The organism is Agromyces humatus (genome assembly GCF_021228295.1).
GTDB lineage: Bacteria > Actinomycetota > Actinomycetes > Actinomycetales > Microbacteriaceae > Agromyces > Agromyces humatus.
Genome location: NZ_JAJQPD010000006.1, coordinates 210,068 through 228,522, shown reverse-complemented (window position 1 = coordinate 228,522; position 18,455 = coordinate 210,068). Strand labels below are relative to the sequence as shown.

Below are 18,455 nucleotides of genomic sequence, written 5' to 3'. Positions count from 1 at the left end.
CGGTGATGCCGCGCTCGTCGTCGACGACGGCGAGGTGGGGCACGTCGCGCCGTAACCACGGCAGGTGGCGTGCCGGCGGGATCACCCATGCCGCGGCGATCACGACGAGGGCGACCTCGTCGCCGTCGTTGCCGCCGGCATCGCCGTCGACTTCGTCGACCTTCACCGCGCTGTGGCCGAGCGCGGTGAGATTCGCAAGCAGCAGGCGGGCGACCTCGCCGTCGGCGTCGACCACGACTCGGCCGGTGCGTCGATCGGCCGTGCGGCACGAGACATCCGTCGCCTCGTCGAAGGCCGGTGCGAGCAGCTCGAGCACTCGCTCGACCTCGGCGGGCGAGCCGTCGAGTCCCGCGCCGATCGTGCGGAGCGTCGAATACCCGGCGCCGTGTCGCAGGGCGGCCACCAGCCCGGTCTCGAGCCCGCCCGGGTCGCGGATCACGACGCGCGGGGTCAGGCCGCCGAGCTGCAACTCGGCGGGCGAGCGCCACACGAGGGGGAGTGCCGGGTCGATGCGCGGGGCCATGGCCAGAGCATGCCCGAATCCTCGGGATCGCCGCGGAATCCTTCCACAGGCGAATCCACTGGCCGAGGCGCGGGGCGTCTCGAGACCCGTCGGGCGCCCGGGCTCAGCCCTTCGGGGCCTCGCCGTCTTCGCCGGGTGCCGCGGGCGTCTCGCCGCGCAGCAGTTGCTCGAGCGCCTGATCGAACTCGTCGTCGGCGGTGGCTCCGGCGCTGTCGGCACCGGTGAGCCGGGCGACGAGCGCGCTCGAATCGTCGAGGTCTGCTGCCGTCGGCAGAAGGTCGGGGTGCGCCCACAGTGCGTCACGCGCCTCGACGCCGACCGCTTCGGTGACTGCGCGCCACATCGCGGTCGCCTCGCGGAGTCGACGCGGTCGCAGCTCGAGGCCGACGAGTGTCGCGAAGGCGGACTCGGCCGGTCCGCCCGACGCACGTCGGCGTCGAATGGACTCGGCGACCGCGTCGGACTTCGGCAGGCGCGACGTCGCGTCGGCGGTCGCCGCGTCGACCCATCCCTCGACGAGGGCGAGCATGGTCTCGAGCCGGTCGAGCGCGGCCTGCTGCGCCTCGCTCTTGGGACGGATGAGCGCGCCGCTCACGACCGCATTGCGGAGCTCTTCGGTGTTCGAGGGGTCGAATCCCTCGGCGAGCTGCTCGAGGCGGTCGGTGTCGATGTCGATGCCGCGTGCGAAGGCCGTGATCGCGGTGATCAGGTGGAGGCGAAGCCAGCGCGCATGCCGGAACAGGCGCGCGTGCGCGAGCTCGCGCACGGCGAGGTACAGCTCGACCTGGTCGTTCGGGATGTCGAGGCCGGCGCCGAACTCGGCGGCGTTCTGCGGCAGGATCGCGGCGCGACCGTCGTCGAGGAGCGGGATGCCGACGTCGCCGCCGGAGACGACCTCGGTCGCGAGCTGGCCGACGACCTGGCCGAGCTGCATCGCGAAGAGCGCACCGCCGATGCCGCGCATCATGCGGCTCGCGCCCGCGATCATCGAGCGCATCTCTTCGGGCGCCTGCTCGGTCATGACGCGCGTGAGCGCGTCGGAGATCGACAGTGCGACCGGCTCGGCGAGCTGCGACCAGATCGCCATGGTCGCCGACACCCAGGCGCGGCGTGTGAGCACCTCGGGGGTCTGGGGCAGCGATGAGAAGTCGACGGCCTCGTCGAGCCACAGCGACGCGACCTGGAAGGCCTGGTCGAAGCGGGCGCGTTCGTCGGCGGTGATCTGGGTCTGCGCCGAAGCCGCCCGCTCTTCGCCCTGGCGGAGGGCCACGCTCCAGTCGATGCCGTCGTCGGCGTTGTTCATCGCCTGCTGCAGCTGGGCGAAGAGCGCAGCGAGGGCGGCAGGGTCGCTGGGCAGCCCGGCGGCGCCCGCGAGGCTCGAGGGGTCGATGCCGCCCGAGCCCGAGAGCAGCTCGCGGAGCATCTCGCGGAACTCGTCTTCGGGGTTGGGCTCGCCGGGCTCGTCGCGCTGATCGGCCACTGCCGTCACCTCCACATTTCGTGTTCTCAACCGTAACGCCGCCGCACGGCGGCATGTCTGGGAAATGGCCTAGGCTGGGCGTTCCGGGTGTCCGCCCTTCGCGAACAGCGCCGGCCCCGGCGCGCATCTGCGACGACCCGTCGCCCCGGAAGGAACACCGATGGCCCTCTTCTCCGACGAGCCTGCGTCGTCGCATGCCCGTTCCGAGCGACGCTCGCGCCGCGAGCGCATCGGGTGGGGCGCGATCACCCTCGCAACGGTCATCGCGATCGTGTTCGCCCTGATGCCGTCGCCGTACGTGATCGAGCAACCGGGCCCCGTCTACGACACTCTCGGCGTCGCCGAGAACGGCGACGGCGAAGAGGTGCCCCTCATCGAGATCCCCGACGAGACGACCTACCCGACCGACGGCGAACTCAACCTGCTGACGGTGTCGGTCGTCGGGCGCCCGGGCGCGACGCCGAACTGGCTCGAGGTGCTCGCCGCGTGGTTCGACCGCACCCGCTCGGTCGTCCCCGCCGAGGCGATCTTCCCGCCCGGCGTCACCAACGAGCAGCGCGACGAACAGAATCAAGCCGCCATGGTCGATTCGCAGCAGGACGCGATCGCGGCCGCGCTCGTCGAGCTCGGTCGCGACTTCCCGCGCGAGGTCACGGTCGTCACGCTTCTCGAGGATTCACCGGCCGATGGCGTCATCGAAGAGGGCGACGTCATCCTCTCGCTCGACGGCACCGAGGTGCACTCGGTCGGCGAGCTGCAGCGGGCTGTGCGCGAGCACGGTTCGGATGACCCGGCGTCGATCGTGCTCGTGCGCGACGGCGTCGAGCAGACGGTCGAGGTGACCCCGGTCGATCGCAACGGCACCGCCGTGCTGGGAGTCGGCGTGCGCATGACCTACGACTTCCCCATCGACGTCGAACTGCAGCTCGACAACGTGGGCGGGCCCAGCGCCGGGATGATGTTCGCATTGGGCATCGTCGACAAGCTCACGCCCGGTGCGATGACCGGCGGAGAGATCGTCGCCGGCACCGGCACGATCGACTCGGCCGGGGCGGTCGGAGGCATCGGCGGCGTTCGCCAGAAGCTCTGGGGCGCGCTCGATGCCGGCGCCGAGTGGTTCCTCGCTCCCGAGGCGAACTGCGACGAGGTCGTCGACCACGTCCCCGACGGTCTCACCGTCTTCGCGGTCGAGACGCTCGACGAGGCGCGCACCATCGTCGAAGACGTCGCCGACGGCGAACTCTCCGGTTCGTACCCCATGTGCGTCGACGGGTGACAGCCCGTTCCAAGAATCGCGACCATAGGATGGATTGTCGATCCCATCCGACCGAACATTGAGGCCGAGAGTGTCAGCACAGACCCAAGAACCGAGGAACACGCGACGGCGCGCGCCGATCGCGATCACCATCGGGGCGGTGGCTGCGCTCGTGATCGCGTTCTTCGCGTTCACCGGGCTTTATGCCGACGTGCTCTGGTACGACCAGCTCGGCTACCTCCCGGTGCTCACGACCGAGTGGATCTCGCGCATCGTGCTGTTCGTCATCGGGTTCCTCGCGATGGCGGTGCCGGTCTGGGCGTCGATCCAGATCGCCTATCGCACCCGCCCCGTGTACGCGAAACTCAATTCGCAACTCGATCGTTACCAAGAGGTGTTCGAGCCGCTGCGCCGCCTCGCGATGTACGGCATCCCGGTCGTGCTCGGCATCTTCGCGGGCGTCTCGGCGTCGAGCCGTTGGGAGGGCACGCTCGCCTGGCTGAACCGCACGCCGTTCGGCACGACCGACCCCCAGTTCGGCTTCGACATCGGGTTCTACGTCTTCGAATTGCCGTTCTACCGCTCCATCGTCGGGTTCGCCTCGGCCGTGGTGCTGCTTTCGGTGCTGCTCGTCATCGCCACCAACTACCTCTACGGCGCGATCCGCGTCAGCGGCCGTGAGGTCGTCATCTCCAAGTCGGCCCGTGTGCAGATCGCCGTCACCGCGGGCATCTACCTGCTGCTGCAGGCCGTGAGCATCTGGCTCGACCAGTACGCAACCGTCACCGAGACCGGCTCGCTCATCACGGGTGCGGCCTACACCGACGTGAACGCCACGATCCCCGGCAGGGGCATCCTCGCCGCCGTCGCCGGAGTCGTCGCGATCCTGTTCTTCGTGACCGCGATCATCGGTCGCTGGCGCCTTCCGCTCGTCGGAACCGCGCTGCTCATCGTCACGAGCCTGATCATCGGCTCGCTCTACCCGTGGGTCGTCGAGCGGTTCCAGGTCGAACCGAACGCGAAGTCGCTCGAGGCGCCGTACGTGCAACGCAACATCGACCTCACGCGTGAGGCCTACGGCGTCGCCGACGTCGAGGAGATCCCCTTCGAGGCGAAGACCGATGCCGAGCAGGGCGCGCTGCGCGCCGACGCCCAGACCACCGCGAACATCCGGCTCATGGACCCGCTCGTGATGGCGCCGGCGTTCCAGCAGCTCGAGCAGTTCCGTCAGTACTACCAGTTCCCCGAGGCGCTCGACGTCGACCGCTACGAGATCGACGGCGAGACGCGCGATACCGTCGTCGCCGTCCGCGACGTGGACGTCTCGGGCCTCGGTGACGCCGACACGTGGTTCAACTCGCACCTCGTCTACACGCACGGCTACGGCCTCGTGGCCGCAGCGGGCAACCAGCGCTCCGTCGACGGCCAGCCGGTCTTCCTGCAGTCGGGCATCCCGCAGACGGGCGACCTCGGCGAGTTCGAGCCGCGCGTCTACTTCGGCGAGGGGTCGCCGCAGTACTCGATCGTCGGCGCACCCGAGGGGAACGACCCGATCGAGCTCGACTACCCGGCGGGCGGCGACAACGACCGGCAGACGCAGACGACCTTCGAGGGCGATGGCGGGCCGGCGCTCGACAACATCTTCACGAAGCTGGTGTACGCGCTGAAGTTCCAGTCCGAGCAGATCTTCCTCTCCGACGAGGTCACCACCGATTCGCAGATCCTCTACGACCGCGATCCCATCCAGCGTGTGCAGAAGGTGGCCCCATACCTCACGCTCGACAGCGACACGTACCCGTCGGTCGTCGACGGCCGCATCGTGTGGATCGTCGACGGCTACACGCTGTCCGACCAGTACCCCTACTCGAACAAGGTCTCGATGAGCGATGCCATCGCCGACAGCGAAGGCGTCGCGCCGACGCTCGCGTTCGATGAGGTCAACTACATCCGCAACTCGGTCAAGGCCACCGTCGACGCCTACGACGGCTCAGTCACGCTCTACGCGTGGGACGAGGAAGATCCGATCCTGCAGACCTGGCAGAAGGTCTTCCCGGCGACCCTCGAGCCGATGACCGCGATGTCGGGCGACCTCCTGAGCCACGTGCGGTACCCGGCCGACCTGTTCAAGATGCAGCGTGCCGTGCTCGGCCGCTACCACGTCACCGAGGCCGGCTCGTTCTACTCGCGCGACGACGCATGGACGACGCCGAAGGACCCGACCGCGGGCGCGAACACCACGATTCTGCAGCAGCCGTACTACCTGACGATGCAGATGCCCGGTCAGGACGCGCCGACCTATTCGCTCTATTCGACGTTCATCCCCGAGGCGAGCGGCGACCAGAGCCGCAACGTGCTGCGCGGCTACCTCGCGGTCGACGCCGACGCGGGTGCCACCGACGGCGAACGCGCCGAGGGCTACGGCAAGCTGCGGCTGTTGACGTTGCCCGAAGACGACAACGTGCCGGGCCCGGGGCAGGTGCAGGCGAAATTCAACTCCGACCCGACTGTCTCCCAGTCGCTCAACCTGCTGAAGCAGGGCCAGTCCGACGTGATCAACGGCAACCTGCTCACGGTGCCGGTCGGCGGCGGCCTGTTGTATGTGCAGCCCGTGTACGTCAGGTCGACGGGCAACACGAGCTTCCCGCTGCTGCAGAAGGTGCTCGTCGCGTTCGGCGACCAGATCGCCTTCCAGGACACGCTCGACCAGGCACTCGATGTGCTCTTCGGCGGTGACTCCGGCGCCGCGGCGGGCGATGAGGAGGTCGACCCCGCCGCGCCGACGACCCCGCCCGCCGAGGGCGAGGGTGAGACCCCGCCGACCACACCGGTCGCGCCGAGCGACGAGGTGCAGGCCCTGTTGAACGAGGCGGCGCAAGAACTGCAGAACAAGCAGGCGGCGCTCGCCGAGGGCGACTGGGCCGCCTACGGTGCGGCCGATGCGAAGCTCGCCGAGATCATCGCGAGCCTGCTCACCCTCACCGGCACGCAGAACGCCCCCGCAGACACCGGCGAATGACCACCGACCTCAACGGCGGCGAGTGGCTCGACGACAATCGGGCCAGCTGGGACGAGCGGGTCGGCGTGCATCTCGCATCCGACTTCTACGACCAGACGCCGTTGCGGGCCGGCGGGGGAGTGCTCGACCCCGTCGCCCGGGCGGGAATCGAGCGGCTCTACCCCGACGGGCTCGAGGGCGTCCGCGTGCTGCACCTGCAGTGTCACTTCGGCTCCGACTCGCTGTCGCTCGCGAACCTCGGCGCGACCGTCGTGGGCATCGACTTCGCGCCGGCCGCCGTCGCCGAGGCGAGGCGCATGGCCGACGAACTCGATCTCTCGCACCGCGCCCGATTCATCGAGGCGAACGTCTACGACGCACGGCACATGCTGCCCGAGCCAGAGTCGTTCGACCTCGTCTTCGTGACGTGGGGCACGATCATCTGGCTTCCCGACGTGGCCGAATGGGCTCGCATCGTCTCGTGGTTCCTGAAGCCCGGTGGCCGTCTGTACTTCGCCGAGGGGCATCCGGTGGCGATGGTGTTCGAGGGGGCCGGCGGCGCCCACGGAATGCCGACGTTCACCTACGCGTACTCGAACGACGCACCCGACGTCATCGACGACCCCAGCGACTATGCCGACCCCGACGCCGTGATCACGAACGCCCGAACCTGGGAGTGGACGCATCCGATCGACACGGTGCTTGGCGCGGTGCGCGGTGCGGGCCTCGATATCGAGTCCTACACCGAGGGGTACAGCGTTCCGTGGCAGGCATTCCCCGTGCTGGCCCCCCTTGGCGACGGCATGTTCGGCTGGCCTGACGCGCGCTTCCTGCCGCTCTCATTCGAACTGGTCGCCGCGGCACCCGAATCGCCGCCCTGACGAGCCGGGAAGCCGCCCGATCGCCCGACTTCGGAGCACTGGAATCGGCACATGATTCTCGCGAACCAACCTGTACCATGGGGGACGGGGCGAGGAAAATGAGAAATCGTCGAGTTGTCCTTCCGGGGCTGGGGCTCCTGATGCTGGCCGCGGTTTCGGCCTGCGGAGTCGGCGCTTCGACGCAGGAGACCAGTGGTGGCGAGGGTGCGCCCGATGCGGCCACGCCGCCGACGCCGCTCCCGGCGGAACCGGAGCACATCGAGTTCGATCCGGCGGATTTCGACGATTCTTCCGCGGTCATCGACAACCCGTGGCTCGCCATGCTTCCCGGCACACAGTGGACCTACGACGGGTTCCTCGAGACGCCCGAGGAGACGACCCCCCACAGTATCGAGTTCACGGTCACCGACCTGACGAAGGAGATTCAAGGAGTCGAGACGGCGGTGGCGTGGATCGTCGACATCGCCGACGGCGAGATCGTCGAGAAGGAGATCGCCTTCTACGCCCAGAACCAGGAGGGCGATGTCTGGTACTTCGGCGAGCACCCGGTGGAGTATGAGAACGAGGAGGTCGTCGCCGCCCCGACCTGGATCGCCGGCTCCGGCGACGCGCGCCCCGGTGTCAAGATGTGGGCCGACCCGAAGATGGGGATGCCCAGCTACTTCCAAGGCTATGCCGAGTCTGTGGAATGGACCGACTACGGCACCATCGATGAGGTGGGCGGGAGTACGTGCACATACTCCGGCTGCTACGAGGAGACGCTGGTCATCGCCGAATCGAGCCTCGGCGAGGAGGGGATCTTCCAGCTCAAGCACTACGCCAGGGGCATCGGTGAAGTCCGCGTCGGATGGCGGGGCGATCCTGACGAGAAAGAAGAACTGCAGCTGCGCAACACGACGCAGTTGAGTCCCGAGGCGCTCGCGGCGATCCGCGCGGAAGCGCTGGCACTCGAGGCGCACGCGTACGAGGTCAGTGCAGGCGTGTACAGCCAGACGGCGCCTTCGCACTAGGGCCTGTCTGTGGCTCGACGGCCGTCCCATCGATTTCGGCCACGAGCAGCAAGTCCGCCGTCTCGGACGCACTGTCGTGGAGCGGCCCGCAATCGCCGCGCCGGGCTCTGCCTCGCCGCACACTCCACTGGGTGGCTACCGCGTCGAGTGCTCACGGGTGAGGGTCGGGAAACCCCATCGGCCATCGGCGATCTCGGCGCGAGGTCGATAGAGCCTGACGAGGTAGTTCCATCCCTCCATGATCGGCAGCGCATTCGGAACATCGTCGGGATAGCTGCCGAACCGGACGGTTATCGTGCCGTCATCGTTGCGGGTGCCGGTGATGTTGTTGATCGTGTACGCACCGCGCTCGTTCGGTTCGAAGAACCCGGCCGCGTTGTACACGGAGATCGACCAGAACCCATCGACCGGAACTTCCCCGACGGTCAATTCGTACTGCCCCACCGGGAGGCGCGGGTCGACCCCGATGTACTTCGCCTCAGACGAAGGCAGTCCGCCCCACCCGGCCGCGGTGCCGATGAGGTGACGGACGGGGTCGACTTCGCCCTTCGAGCCGAACATGCGATCGAAGTCGCTCAGATTGCGCGCGAGCGCGAGCAGGGCGTCTCGGGTCTCATCCAGGCTGGACGTGTCATAGTCGGGCATCTCAAACGGAATCGACGAGCCGCAGTCGAGTCGGATCTGATCCTGCAATGCCGCGACGTCGGCGACGTCGGCCGGATCCGCGGGATCCACCAGGGTGCGCACCGCCAGCACGACGTGAGGCGTGCCGAACTGCTCGACCGACAGGCGGTGCTCGCCCGCATCATGGAAGATGGCGTCGACGTAGTGGTGCTCATTGACGACCATCGCCGACAGGTAGCGTCCGGCGTGCTCGGGGATGGTGAACGTCGCACCAGCGCTGATGTCGACGACCGCGAAGCTGTAGAGCGTATCCCTGTTCAGGCGTATGACCGTCTGCTCGTCGATCGCCGCGGGTTCACGGTTGTGAAGGAATCGATTCACGCCTCCTGCGTTGCCCTGAAGGTCACGCATCATCCGGTGGGTCTCAGCGAACGCGAAGTTGTCGGTGTTGACGAGAATGCTCACAACTCGATCATCGCACCCGGCGACGATCATCCGCCGAGGTGCAATCACGGGCGTTTCGCAACCCGTTCTCGAGCCGCGGCGCGCTCGCTCTCCTGCGGGCTGCGCCCGATTGGACGGCGTTTGAACCGCATGCTAGTGTTATCTCTTGTGCCGCGGGGTGGAGCAGTTCGGTAGCTCGCTGGGCTCATAACCCAGAGGTCGTAGGTTCAAATCCTGCCCCCGCAACCAAGAAGTCCCGGTCAGATTCGGTTTCTGGTCCCTACAGAGGGAACCAAGAATGACTGACTCGGCACAAATCCGGCGCAGCGTCACGCTGCGCCGGATTTTCTCGTCTCGGCGCCAGGTGCGGCTCGACCCCCCTCGCGATCGCTCGGAGTCGCTGGCGTACCTCACTGGTGTGAGTGAGACATCGCACGCATTCCCCGGCCTGGAACCGGTGCTGACGACCAGCGAACTCGCCGCCCACCGCGGCGTCCCGGTGCAGACCATCCACGACCTCCGGCACGCCCAGCGCGGCCCGCGCGGCTTCCGGGTCGGCCGCGAGCTGCGCTTTCGGCTCTCCGAAGTACAGGCCTGGGTGGAAGGGATGGAGGCATACGACCACGCCGCCGGTCTCATCGAAGGTGCCACCCGATGAGCGGTCGCGGCCGGCTGGAGATCGGGACGCACGGCGACATCAGCACCATCCGGACCGGGCACGGCAAGGTCCGGGCGGAGGCGCGGTATCGGGACGGCGACGGGATGATCCGCAAGGTGACCGCCTCGGCGGGAACCGCGAAGCAGGCCAAGCAGAACATGCGGCTCAAGCTCCAGCGGCGCAACACGGCGACCGGGTTCGGCGTCGCACTGTCGCCCGAGAGTACCGTCGCCGAACTGGCCGAGGCGTGGATGGAGGATGTGTTGGCAGCGTTCCGACCTCGCGGCGGGAACCAGGTGAAGGACGTCATCGAGGTGATGCTCCGTAGTACCAGCGATCGAATCGGAGAGTCGCTGGCGCTCCGCAAGTGCGAGATCGACGACACTGTCTCGCCGATGCAGGTCACCGTGGCGGGATCGCTCATTGTGATGACGGGTTCGAGGACAGGTAGTAGTCGACCGTCGCGGTTACGGGATCGACCCGGTTCCATGGATGGCACAGCCCACACGTCCGATCTGTCTAAAGACGTCGTGTTCGTCGAGGACTCAGGGTTACCGCGCCGCTCGGCAACGGAGTAGGCTCCAGCCACGACTGTCCATGGGGAGGACGGGATGGCGGGGTGGCACGACGACGGTGCCCGCGGGCTTGTAGTGTTCGTCCGCGGACTGCCGCAGGGTGAGCGTGGAAACCGGCGCGGGGGCGGCTCGCAGTCATTCGCGCAATTGATCAGCCGCCTCAAGGGAGACCTCGGCGATAGCTGGCGTGTGGAGGTCTACGATCACGGGCAGAAGGCCACGAGCCGAGCCGACTTGGACGGCATTGTCCGCGACCTCGCGGCGCACATCCGCGGGTGGGCCGGAGAGATCTCCGAGGGCGTCGAACCGCCCGCCCGGATCATTCTGATCGGACACAGCTTCGGCGGGGTCCTCGCGCGCGCCGCGTTCGTGCTCGACGCAAACGATCCGCGGTCCCTCAATGGCCGCCGATGGACCCGAATGGTCGACCGGATCGTGCTGCTCGGCAGCCCGAATGCTGGCTTCCGGCTCGATACTCGCTACACGCCTTTGGCGTGGAAGATCGCCTGGTACCTCACGACGCCGTTCGTGGACTTCACGATCGAGAAAGTCGTCGTGGGTGGCTACTGGATTACGAACCTGCGCCTTAGGTGGCTGGAGACCTTCCGTCGGCTCGCACGCGACGCTGAAGCGGGTGATGCATCCCGCCCACCGACGGTCGTGCAGGTACTGGGTACCCGAGACGACCTTGTCGAGCGTGAGGACATCCTAGACACGCGGTACATGGGCGACACCATCGTCGTCGAGATCCCCGGCGCGACGCACCTCGGCCTGATCGACTTGTCGATCGCCGCCGACCCCGACCTTCGGTGGGAGCAGCTGCGCGGAGCGATCCTCGGCCGGGCCGACGAGGTGGCCTCGCCGCCTACGCCCCTGTCTAGCGCGCCGACCTACTTCGTGCTGCACGGGATCCGCGCGTCCGCATATGAGGACTGGGGCCGCGACCTCGAGGCGGCGATCCGCCGGGCCGAGGGCGACCAGAACGAAGTGCAGGTTGTGCGACCCGACACCGGATACTTCAGCGCGATCGAGTTCGCGCTTCCCTTTACGAGGCGGCGCAAGATTCACGAGTTCCTGAAACTGTACGGCGACGCCTACGCGTCGACCGAGCCGGACCGCTTCCGATTCGCGGGGCACAGCAACGGGACGTACATGATGGCGCACGCGCTCGACCGCATCCCCGCGATGCACTTCGAGCGCATCTACCTCGCTGGGACGGTGCTGCCACGCAACTACGCATGGGGCGACGTGGTGGACCGCGGTCAGCTCGCGGGGCGGGACACGTCGTCGGTGCGTGTGAGAACCGATCGTGCAACTGCCGACGTCCCCGTCGGCATCCTGTGCTCGTGGCTCCGCGGTCTCGGCAGTCGCGACATAGGCACCGCCGGCGTCGACGGCTTCGAGTTCGCGCCCGACCTCGTGCGCGACGGCGGGCTGATCCGAGGCGGTCACGGCGCGGCATTCATCCCGCCGCCGGCGCCGAAGGAAGCAACGAAGACGCTCGGGGCGACGGCGACTGGGGTCGATCCGCCGGATAATCCGAACATCGAGTCGATCGCCGGGTTCCTGGTACGGGGCGACGCCGGCACACCCGGGAATGCGGCCGAGCACCCCCTCTTCCGGTTCCTGAGCAGGTTCGTCGGTAACCCCGTGGTCGCCTGGACAGTCGCCGGCGGGCTCGCCGTCGGCGCTTGCGTTGGATTCGTCGCGTTGATGGGTCTGATCGGGCGCACGCGCGCGACCATGCTGGCGGGAGGCGCGCTGTCCGCCATCTGGGCCGTACTCCGGACGATCTAGATGGATGCGGCATACTCGCCGCCTTCCGAAAATGCAGGCACGACCGAACTCGTCCGCGCGCGAGTGTCATCAACATCGATGGCGCCATCCTTAGAACCCAAGGATCCGCCTGCGGACGTCTTGGAGGAGATGGCTGCCCTCCTGTTAATTTCCTCGAGCAGCCGCAGGTCGTCGTGACGGCCGGTCGGCTGCACAGCTCACGCGGCCGGGACGACAACGTCACGCACGAGGGCGTCGAGCTGTGCGTCCGCATCCAGAAACTGCCGGAGCGTGTTGCGGGATGCGCCGAAGCGCTCGAACTCATCCGGAGACATGCCGTCGGCGTCGTACGCACGCCGGAACTCCGAGAGCCCGCTCAGTTCCTCGAGGATCGGGTCCGGAACCGGAGTGTCGATCCGGTGGCCGTCGACCACGATCCCGTTGGCGTTGATGCGCTCCTGCCACTCGAAGGGAGGCGAGATCACCAGATCCCCGCCGACGAATTCGGAGAACTGAAGGTGGCTGCGGAACGCCGCAGAAAGCATCCGGCTCCGGTAGCCGCGCTCGATGAACATCGAGTAGGCGCGCTTGAAGGCGGCGACGCCGGCCCAGTCGAGTACCCCCGGGGTCGTGAGGATGCCCTCGTTGGCAGTCCACCGCTTCAGCCAGTCGTCCAGGCGGCCACCCATGATCGTAACCACGTGGCCGAACTCCCAGTTGGGAAGGCCTTGCGCGGCTCGGCGCTCGAGGGCGCGTTCGAGCGCTGCGCCCACCGCGAGTGCTTGCGGCACCGTGAAGCTCAGCGTCGCGTTGATGCTCACGCCGAGGTACGCCGCCTCCTCCATTGCTGCGATGCCGGGTGCGGTCGCGGGGAGCTTGACGATGATGTTGTCGGCGAGTTGCGAGAACTCGACGGCTTGTTCGACGAGCGCCGTGGTGTCTCGGTGCAATCGGGGGTCGGTCTGGATCGAGAGTCGGCCGTCGCGCCCGCCGCTCGCCTCGAACGCTGGCTCGAGCAGGCTGGCCGCCTCGATCGAGAGTTCCTTGACAGCGGCCCAGCCGAGCTGCGATTCACCCCAGGTCGGATGCTCGACAGCGAGGTCGCGGATGCGCGGCACCCAGACATCTGGATGCCGTTTGATCACCGTGTAGGCGATCACAGGGTTGCAGGTCGCGCCAACTGCGCCGAAGCTGATGGAGCGCCGGAGCTCGTCGGGGTCCGCGGAGTCGTTCCAGAGGGAGGTCGCGGTCACGGCGGCGCGCTCCAGTGGCCCCCTGGTGCGATCAGTGAGTGTGGACATCGGAGTCCTTTCGTCGATTCGGTCGGGTCGCGTAGCCGGCCATCGTTTGGTTGGGCATGTGTCGGAGTGATCGTCGCGTCAGTCGAGGTCGACCTGGACGGCGACGTGCTCAGTGGCGGATCGCTGTGCGGCGTCCGCGAGGATGAGCGCAGCCCGGCCGTCCTCGAACGTCGGGCTTGTCGAGGTTTCGCCGCGCACGAGTCGCACGAACTCGCTCAGTTCGGCACGGTACGCACCGGCGTACCGCTCGACGAAGAACTCCTGGTAGGGCGGTCTGGCCTCGACCGCCTCTGCGGTCGAGAGACTCACGAGGCTGCTCGGCGCGTTGGCGACCTGCAGCATCCCGCCGGCGCCGAACGCCTCGATGCGCTGGTCGTAGCCGACCGCACTGTGTCGCGAGTTCGTGATGGTGACGATGGCGCCCGTTGCCGCGCGAAGCACGGCCACCGCCGTGTCGAAGTCTCCGTGCTCGCGGGCTCCAACGTCGAACGCGGCGGTGCCCACAGCCGACACCTCGACGATGTCGGGCAGAAAGAAGCGGGCCATGTCGAAGTCGTGGATCGTCATGTCCCGGAAGATGCCGCCCGACGCCCCGATGTACGAGGCAGGGGGCGGCGCGGGGTCGCGGCTGATGATCGCGAGTTGCTCGAGCTCGCCGATCTCGCCGGCCGCGACGCGGGCGCGAGCGCTAGCAAATCCCGCGTCGAAGCGGCGGTTGAACCCGAGTGCCACCGGGACGCCCGAGGCCGCGATCTTGGGCCGGAGCGCTTCGACCCGCGCGATGTCGAGGTCGATGGGCTTCTCGCAGAGCACCGGGATGCCGGCGTCGACGGCCCGCTCGATGAGATCAACGTGCGTCGGTGTCGGCGATGCCACGAGCACGGCGTCAACCTCGCCGGAGGCGATGAGCTCCTCGGCCGTGTCGGAGACGGTGCCGCCGTATCGGGCGGCGACGGTACGCGCGCCGTCGACGATGGGGTCGCACACCCACGCGAGGGTAGTGTCTGGGTCGGCGGCGATGCCTGCCGCGTGGACCTGCCCGATTCGGCCGGTGCCGATGAGTCCGAAGCGCATGGGGCGCGCAGTCATGTTCCCTCTCTTCCCTTCTGGCTCACGCCCAAGGGCGGAGCGCCTCGCGGTTCCGGCGCTGGTCCTCTGCGCGCTCCGCCTCGAATGCGGTGAGGGAGATGTCGTCACCGTTGAGCACGTCCTGCTCGACGACGATCCAGCCGTCGTACTCGTGCTCATCGATGCCAGCCATCACCGCCGCCAGGTCGATATCGCCGCTGCCGAACGTCACGAACGAGCCCGACTGCCAGACCTCGCGCATCCCGCCGCCCGCGGCGAGCACACGCCGCAGCTCTGTAAGGTCGACGTCCTTCAGGTGCAGGTGATTGATACGCGCACCCCATCGGCGCACCGCCTCGACCGGGTCACCGCCGGCGATGAAGAGGTGTCCTGTGTCGAGAGTGAGGTCGATGTCGACATCGGCGAGGAAGCGATCAATCTCCTCCTGCGACTCCACAAACGTCCCGGCATGATGGTGGAACGTCGGCTCGAATCCGGCAGCGCGCACGATTTCGGCGGCACGCCCTGCGTTCACGACGAGCCGATCCCAACGGACCGCGTCGAGCGGGTCGGCCTCAGCACCACGCCCGGGAGCCGCGCGACGATCGGCTGAGCCATCGTCGGCAAGCGTCGGACACGGCAACCGGGTCGGCCCCGACTCGGCCGCCGAGGCGAATGCGCGCAGGGCCTCGTCGAGTGTCGGGAGCGCCGCGGCGAACGCCTCGTCGTCGGAGAATGGCAGCTGCACCCAGCCTCCGGCGAGCTCGAGCCCGAATCGCTCGAGTCGGCGGCGAAGCGCGGCGTCGCGGCCGAGGTAGCCGACGGGGCCGAGATCCACCCCACGGTATCCAGTTTCGACGAGGATCGCGAGCAAGTCGTCGGGCGCGACCGTCTCGGCGCCCTCGGGCGTCAGCTCGAAGACCCCGAAGCTCACGGGGGCGCCGGCCACTGTCGCCTTCATGGTGCGTCCTCCGTCCCGAGGAGCGGTCGCTGAGCCGGCCGGAGCCGTTCGTACTCCGCGCGGGCCCGCCTCGTCGATTCGAGCGTCGACACCGCGGGCACCGGGACGTCCCACCATCCCTCGCCGTCGGGTGCGTGGATAAGGGGGTCGCTGTGCACCTGGATGAACGTGCCGCGGTCGGACGCTTTCGCGGCGACGACCGCCGAACGCAGCGCCTCGATCGACCCCGGCCCCGGCAAGATCTCGACGACGTCGATGCCGTAGCTGCGTGCGTTCATCGCGAGGTCGACGGGCAGGACCTCGTCGCCCTCGAAGTTCCGTGCCTCAGGGTCGTACCGACGGTAATTGGTACCGAACCGCTCCGACCCGACCGTCTCTGAGAGGTTGCCGATCGAGGCGAAGCCGTGGTTCTGGATGAGAATCACGATGACCTTGATCCCTTCGGCTACTGCCGTCACGAGTTCGGAGTTCAGCATGAGGTAGGAACCGTCGCCGACCATGATGATCACGTCGCGGTCGTCACCTAACGTGGTGAGCCCGCGTTTGACGCCGAGTCCACCCGCGATCTCGTACCCCATGCACGAGTACGCGTATTCGACGTGGTACCCGAGCGGGTCGCGCACGCGCCAGAGCTTGTGAAGGTCGCCAGGGAGCGATCCGGCGGCCTGCACGATGACGTCCTCAGGGGCTGTCGCCGAATGCACCGCGCCGATGATCTCGGGCTGGCCGGGCAGGTCGCGACCGGATGGCGCGAACGCCGCGTCGACCGCGGCATCCCATTCGGCCTTCTCACGCGCGATGCGCTCGGCGTAGGGGCCCTCGACTCGATGCCCGGCGAGTTCCCCGGCCAGTGCGACGAGCGTCTCCCTCGCGTCCGCGATCACGGGCAACTGCGTGCCATGCTTGTAGGCGTCGAACGCTGCCACGTTGATGTTGGCGAACAACACATTCGGATCTTGGAACGCGGCGCGGGACGCGGTCGTGAAGTCGCTGTACCGCGTACCGATGCCGATGACGACGTCGGCCTCAGAGGCGAGCCGGTTGGCCGCGGTTGTGCCGGTCGCGCCGACCGCGCCGAGGTACAGCGGATGGTCCCATACGAGTGAACCGCCGCCCGCCTGCGTCGTACTGACCGGGATGCCCGTGGCCTCGACAAGGGTCTTAAGCGCATTCTCGGCGCCGGAGTAGATCACCCCACCGCCGGCGACGATGAACGGTCGCTTCGCACTTCGGATCGCCGCGACCGCCCGCGCGAGTGCGGCAGGCTCGGGCAGCGGCCGACGGACGTGCCATTCGCGGTCCTGAAGGAACGCGACGGGCACGTCGAGTGTCTCGGCCTGCACGTCCTCGGGGAGCGCGATCGTCACCGCGCCAGTCTCGGCAGGGTCGGTGAGCACCCGCATCGCGCCGAGGGCAATCGAGTAGAGCTGCTCGGGACGCTGCACCCGATCGAAGAACTTCGACAACGGCCGGAATGCGTCGTTCACCGTCAGTCCGATGTCCCACGGCTGCTCGAGCTGCTGAAGCACCGGATCTGCCACGCGCGTGGCGAACGTGTCGCTCGGCAGCAGGAGGACGGGCAGGCGATTGGTGGTGGCGAGGGCCGCACCAGTGAGCATGTTCGTCGCGCCGGGCCCGACGGATGCCGTCGACGCGAATGTCCCGCGCCGCCGATGCATGCGCGCATAGCCGACCGACTGGTGCACCATGGCCTGCTCGTTGCGCGCCTGAAGGTAGGGCATGAGGTCGGGCTGATCCACGTTGAGCTGCTTGAGCGCCTGACCCACGCCGGCGACGTTCCCGTGGCCGAAGATGCCGAACACGCCCGGGATCGTGCGTTCACGGATCTCGCCGTCCACGGTCCACTGATGCGCCAGGAACTCGATGAGCGCCTGGCTGACCGTCATGCTTCTCGTCGCCGCCATCAGTGCAGACCTTCCTTGCCGTACGGCAGCCGCGGATCCACACGCTGCCCCTTCCAGGTATCGCGCACCCACGCATGGGCCGGATCGTCGCTGATGAGCCACTCCCGCTCGGGGTCGGGCCCGGCCATCACATTGAGGTAGTAGAGGTCATAGCCCGGTGCGGCGACGGCAGGGCCGTGGTAGCCGTGTGGCACGAGAGCGATATCGCCGCTGCGCACCATCGCGTCGATCTCGATCTCTCCGGCCGGCGACGAATACGTGCTGAAGAGCCCGAACGCGCCCGCGGACGTTCCGCCTGTGCTGCCTCGAGTTGGCTCGGCCTCGAAGTAGTAGATCTCCTCGAGACATGACTCGTGGCCCGGTATGTGTTCGTCGTGCTTGTGCGGCGGGTACGACGACCAGTTCTCGGCGGGCGTGATCACCTCGCACACGATCAGTCGTGCCGCATCCAGAGTCGGCGGGGTGCCGAAGTTGTGCACCTGGCGGCTGGACGCCCCGGCGCCGCGCTGCTCGACCGGCACGTCGCCTTTCGGGATGTAACGGCTCGGCCGAACCTCGTCGGTCGGCGCGGTGGCGACCGCGACGCGGCCGTCCCCCTCGAGCACGCCTGTCGCTGCCGATGAAAGGTACAGCGCGTCAGTAGGCCCCACGAACACCGAGGCGCGGCCGTCGAGCCGCGTCGTGGCGGGCCGCCCATCCTCAGTGTGCGAGACCGTGAACGAGCCGCGCAGCGGTACCACGATCCGCTCGACGCCGGTCCCGTCGAGCGCGAGCGCCTCACCCGGCGCGAGCTCCGCCACGCGGATACCGGTGTACCGCCACCCTGGGGTCGCCCGATCGACGACGCTCTCCCATCCATCGCGGGCGAGGTCGCCACGTCGATGAAACCAGCGCTTGTCGGTCGTCATGCGGTCGCCTTCATGTCATGTCGTCGGTCGAACGGATGCCGCGGACCAATGGCATGCCGCGACATCGAACC

14 protein-coding genes and 1 tRNA gene are annotated in these 18,455 nt (G+C 68.0%); 8 read left to right on the top strand and 7 right to left on the bottom strand.

Annotation, left to right across the window (positions count from 1 at the left end):
- Nucleotides 1-626 precede the first annotated feature (626 nt).
- Nucleotides 627-1,946 carry a zinc-dependent metalloprotease gene (locus LSF15_RS12120; RefSeq protein WP_232498879.1) on the bottom strand — a complete coding sequence of 440 codons (1,320 nt, stop codon included), beginning with the start codon at nucleotides 1,944-1,946 and terminating at the stop codon, nucleotides 627-629.
- Nucleotides 1,947-2,163: 217 nt separating this feature from the next.
- Here LSF15_RS12120 and LSF15_RS12115 point away from each other — a divergent pair, with 217 nt between their 5' ends.
- From LSF15_RS12115 to LSF15_RS12100, 4 genes are all read left to right on the top strand, one after another.
- Entirely contained in the window at nucleotides 2,164-3,279 is a 1,116-nt protein-coding gene (locus LSF15_RS12115; protein ID WP_232498793.1) for a YlbL family protein, read from the top strand.
- 130 nt (nucleotides 3,280-3,409) lie between these two features.
- Nucleotides 3,410-6,274: a UPF0182 family membrane protein gene (locus tag LSF15_RS12110; RefSeq protein WP_372459996.1), complete on the top strand. Its 2,865-nt coding sequence runs from the start codon at nucleotides 3,410-3,412 to the stop codon at nucleotides 6,272-6,274.
- The gene (locus tag LSF15_RS12105; RefSeq protein WP_232498791.1) at nucleotides 6,271-7,134 is read left to right on the top strand and encodes a class I SAM-dependent methyltransferase; all 864 of its coding nucleotides are present in this window, start codon (nucleotides 6,271-6,273) and stop codon (nucleotides 7,132-7,134) included. The genes LSF15_RS12110 and LSF15_RS12105 overlap by 4 nt, the downstream gene beginning before the upstream one ends.
- Nucleotides 7,135-7,274: 140 nt before the next feature.
- On the top strand, nucleotides 7,275-8,144 hold the full coding sequence (locus LSF15_RS12100; protein ID WP_232498790.1) for a hypothetical protein: 870 nt from the start codon (nucleotides 7,275-7,277) through the stop codon (nucleotides 8,142-8,144).
- A 135-nt stretch (nucleotides 8,145-8,279) separates the two neighbouring features.
- Here the strand turns inward: LSF15_RS12100 and LSF15_RS12095 are convergent, their stop codons facing one another.
- The gene (locus LSF15_RS12095; RefSeq protein WP_232498789.1) at nucleotides 8,280-9,233 is read right to left on the bottom strand and encodes a DUF1254 domain-containing protein; all 954 of its coding nucleotides are present in this window, start codon (nucleotides 9,231-9,233) and stop codon (nucleotides 8,280-8,282) included.
- A 151-nt stretch (nucleotides 9,234-9,384) separates the two neighbouring features.
- Here LSF15_RS12095 and LSF15_RS12090 point away from each other — a divergent pair.
- The 4 genes from LSF15_RS12090 (at nucleotide 9,385) to LSF15_RS12075 (ending at nucleotide 12,242) form a co-directional block, all read left to right on the top strand.
- A tRNA-Met gene (locus tag LSF15_RS12090) sits at nucleotides 9,385-9,461 on the top strand.
- Between the two features lie 49 nt (nucleotides 9,462-9,510).
- Complete coding sequence (locus LSF15_RS12085) at nucleotides 9,511-9,870, top strand: helix-turn-helix transcriptional regulator (protein WP_232498788.1); 360 nt, start codon at nucleotides 9,511-9,513, stop codon at nucleotides 9,868-9,870.
- Nucleotides 9,867-10,448, top strand: a complete 582-nt coding sequence (locus LSF15_RS12080) for a hypothetical protein (RefSeq protein ID WP_232498787.1) — start codon at nucleotides 9,867-9,869, stop codon at nucleotides 10,446-10,448. The genes LSF15_RS12085 and LSF15_RS12080 overlap by 4 nt, the downstream gene beginning before the upstream one ends.
- A gap of 33 nt (nucleotides 10,449-10,481) precedes the next feature.
- Nucleotides 10,482-12,242 carry an alpha/beta fold hydrolase gene (locus LSF15_RS12075; RefSeq protein WP_269756402.1) on the top strand — a complete coding sequence of 587 codons (1,761 nt, stop codon included), beginning with the start codon at nucleotides 10,482-10,484 and terminating at the stop codon, nucleotides 12,240-12,242.
- Nucleotides 12,243-12,439: 197 nt separating this feature from the next.
- On the opposite strand, the gene LSF15_RS12070 is transcribed toward LSF15_RS12075, so the two are convergent.
- The 5 genes from LSF15_RS12070 to iolB form a co-directional block, all read right to left on the bottom strand.
- On the bottom strand, nucleotides 12,440-13,522 hold the full coding sequence (locus LSF15_RS12070) for a transaldolase family protein (protein ID WP_232498785.1): 1,083 nt from the start codon (nucleotides 13,520-13,522) through the stop codon (nucleotides 12,440-12,442).
- Nucleotides 13,523-13,600: 78 nt separating this feature from the next.
- Nucleotides 13,601-14,611, bottom strand: a complete 1,011-nt coding sequence (gene iolG / locus LSF15_RS12065; protein WP_232498784.1) for an inositol 2-dehydrogenase — start codon at nucleotides 14,609-14,611, stop codon at nucleotides 13,601-13,603.
- Between the two features lie 22 nt (nucleotides 14,612-14,633).
- On the bottom strand, nucleotides 14,634-15,551 hold the full coding sequence (locus LSF15_RS12060) for a sugar phosphate isomerase/epimerase family protein (RefSeq protein WP_232498783.1): 918 nt from the start codon (nucleotides 15,549-15,551) through the stop codon (nucleotides 14,634-14,636).
- On the bottom strand, nucleotides 15,548-17,476 hold the full coding sequence (iolD, locus tag LSF15_RS12055; protein WP_232498782.1) for a 3D-(3,5/4)-trihydroxycyclohexane-1,2-dione acylhydrolase (decyclizing): 1,929 nt from the start codon (nucleotides 17,474-17,476) through the stop codon (nucleotides 15,548-15,550). The genes LSF15_RS12060 and iolD overlap by 4 nt, the downstream gene beginning before the upstream one ends.
- Nucleotides 17,476-18,384, bottom strand: a complete 909-nt coding sequence (iolB, locus tag LSF15_RS12050) for a 5-deoxy-glucuronate isomerase (RefSeq protein ID WP_232498781.1) — start codon at nucleotides 18,382-18,384, stop codon at nucleotides 17,476-17,478. Before iolB ends, iolD begins: the two co-directional genes overlap by 1 nt.
- Between the last annotated feature and the right edge of the window lie 71 nt (nucleotides 18,385-18,455).

Coding starts and splice junctions, on each gene's coding strand:
- LSF15_RS12060 (WP_232498783.1), bottom strand. CDS start 15,551: ATGAAGGCGACAGTGGCCGGCGCCCCCGTGAGCTTCGGGGTCTTCGAG.
- LSF15_RS12115 (WP_232498793.1), top strand. CDS start 2,164: ATGGCCCTCTTCTCCGACGAGCCTGCGTCGTCGCATGCCCGTTCCGAG.
- iolD (WP_232498782.1), bottom strand. CDS start 17,476: ATGGCGGCGACGAGAAGCATGACGGTCAGCCAGGCGCTCATCGAGTTC.
- LSF15_RS12105 (WP_232498791.1), top strand. CDS start 6,271: ATGACCACCGACCTCAACGGCGGCGAGTGGCTCGACGACAATCGGGCC.
- LSF15_RS12085 (WP_232498788.1), top strand. CDS start 9,511: ATGACTGACTCGGCACAAATCCGGCGCAGCGTCACGCTGCGCCGGATT.
- iolB (WP_232498781.1), bottom strand. CDS start 18,384: ATGACGACCGACAAGCGCTGGTTTCATCGACGTGGCGACCTCGCCCGC.
- LSF15_RS12070 (WP_232498785.1), bottom strand. CDS start 13,522: ATGTCCACACTCACTGATCGCACCAGGGGGCCACTGGAGCGCGCCGCC.
- iolG (WP_232498784.1), bottom strand. CDS start 14,611: ATGACTGCGCGCCCCATGCGCTTCGGACTCATCGGCACCGGCCGAATC.
- LSF15_RS12075 (WP_269756402.1), top strand. CDS start 10,482: ATGGCGGGGTGGCACGACGACGGTGCCCGCGGGCTTGTAGTGTTCGTC.
- LSF15_RS12100 (WP_232498790.1), top strand. CDS start 7,275: ATGCTGGCCGCGGTTTCGGCCTGCGGAGTCGGCGCTTCGACGCAGGAG.
- LSF15_RS12080 (WP_232498787.1), top strand. CDS start 9,867: ATGAGCGGTCGCGGCCGGCTGGAGATCGGGACGCACGGCGACATCAGC.
- LSF15_RS12120 (WP_232498879.1), bottom strand. CDS start 1,946: ATGCTCCGCGAGCTGCTCTCGGGCTCGGGCGGCATCGACCCCTCGAGC.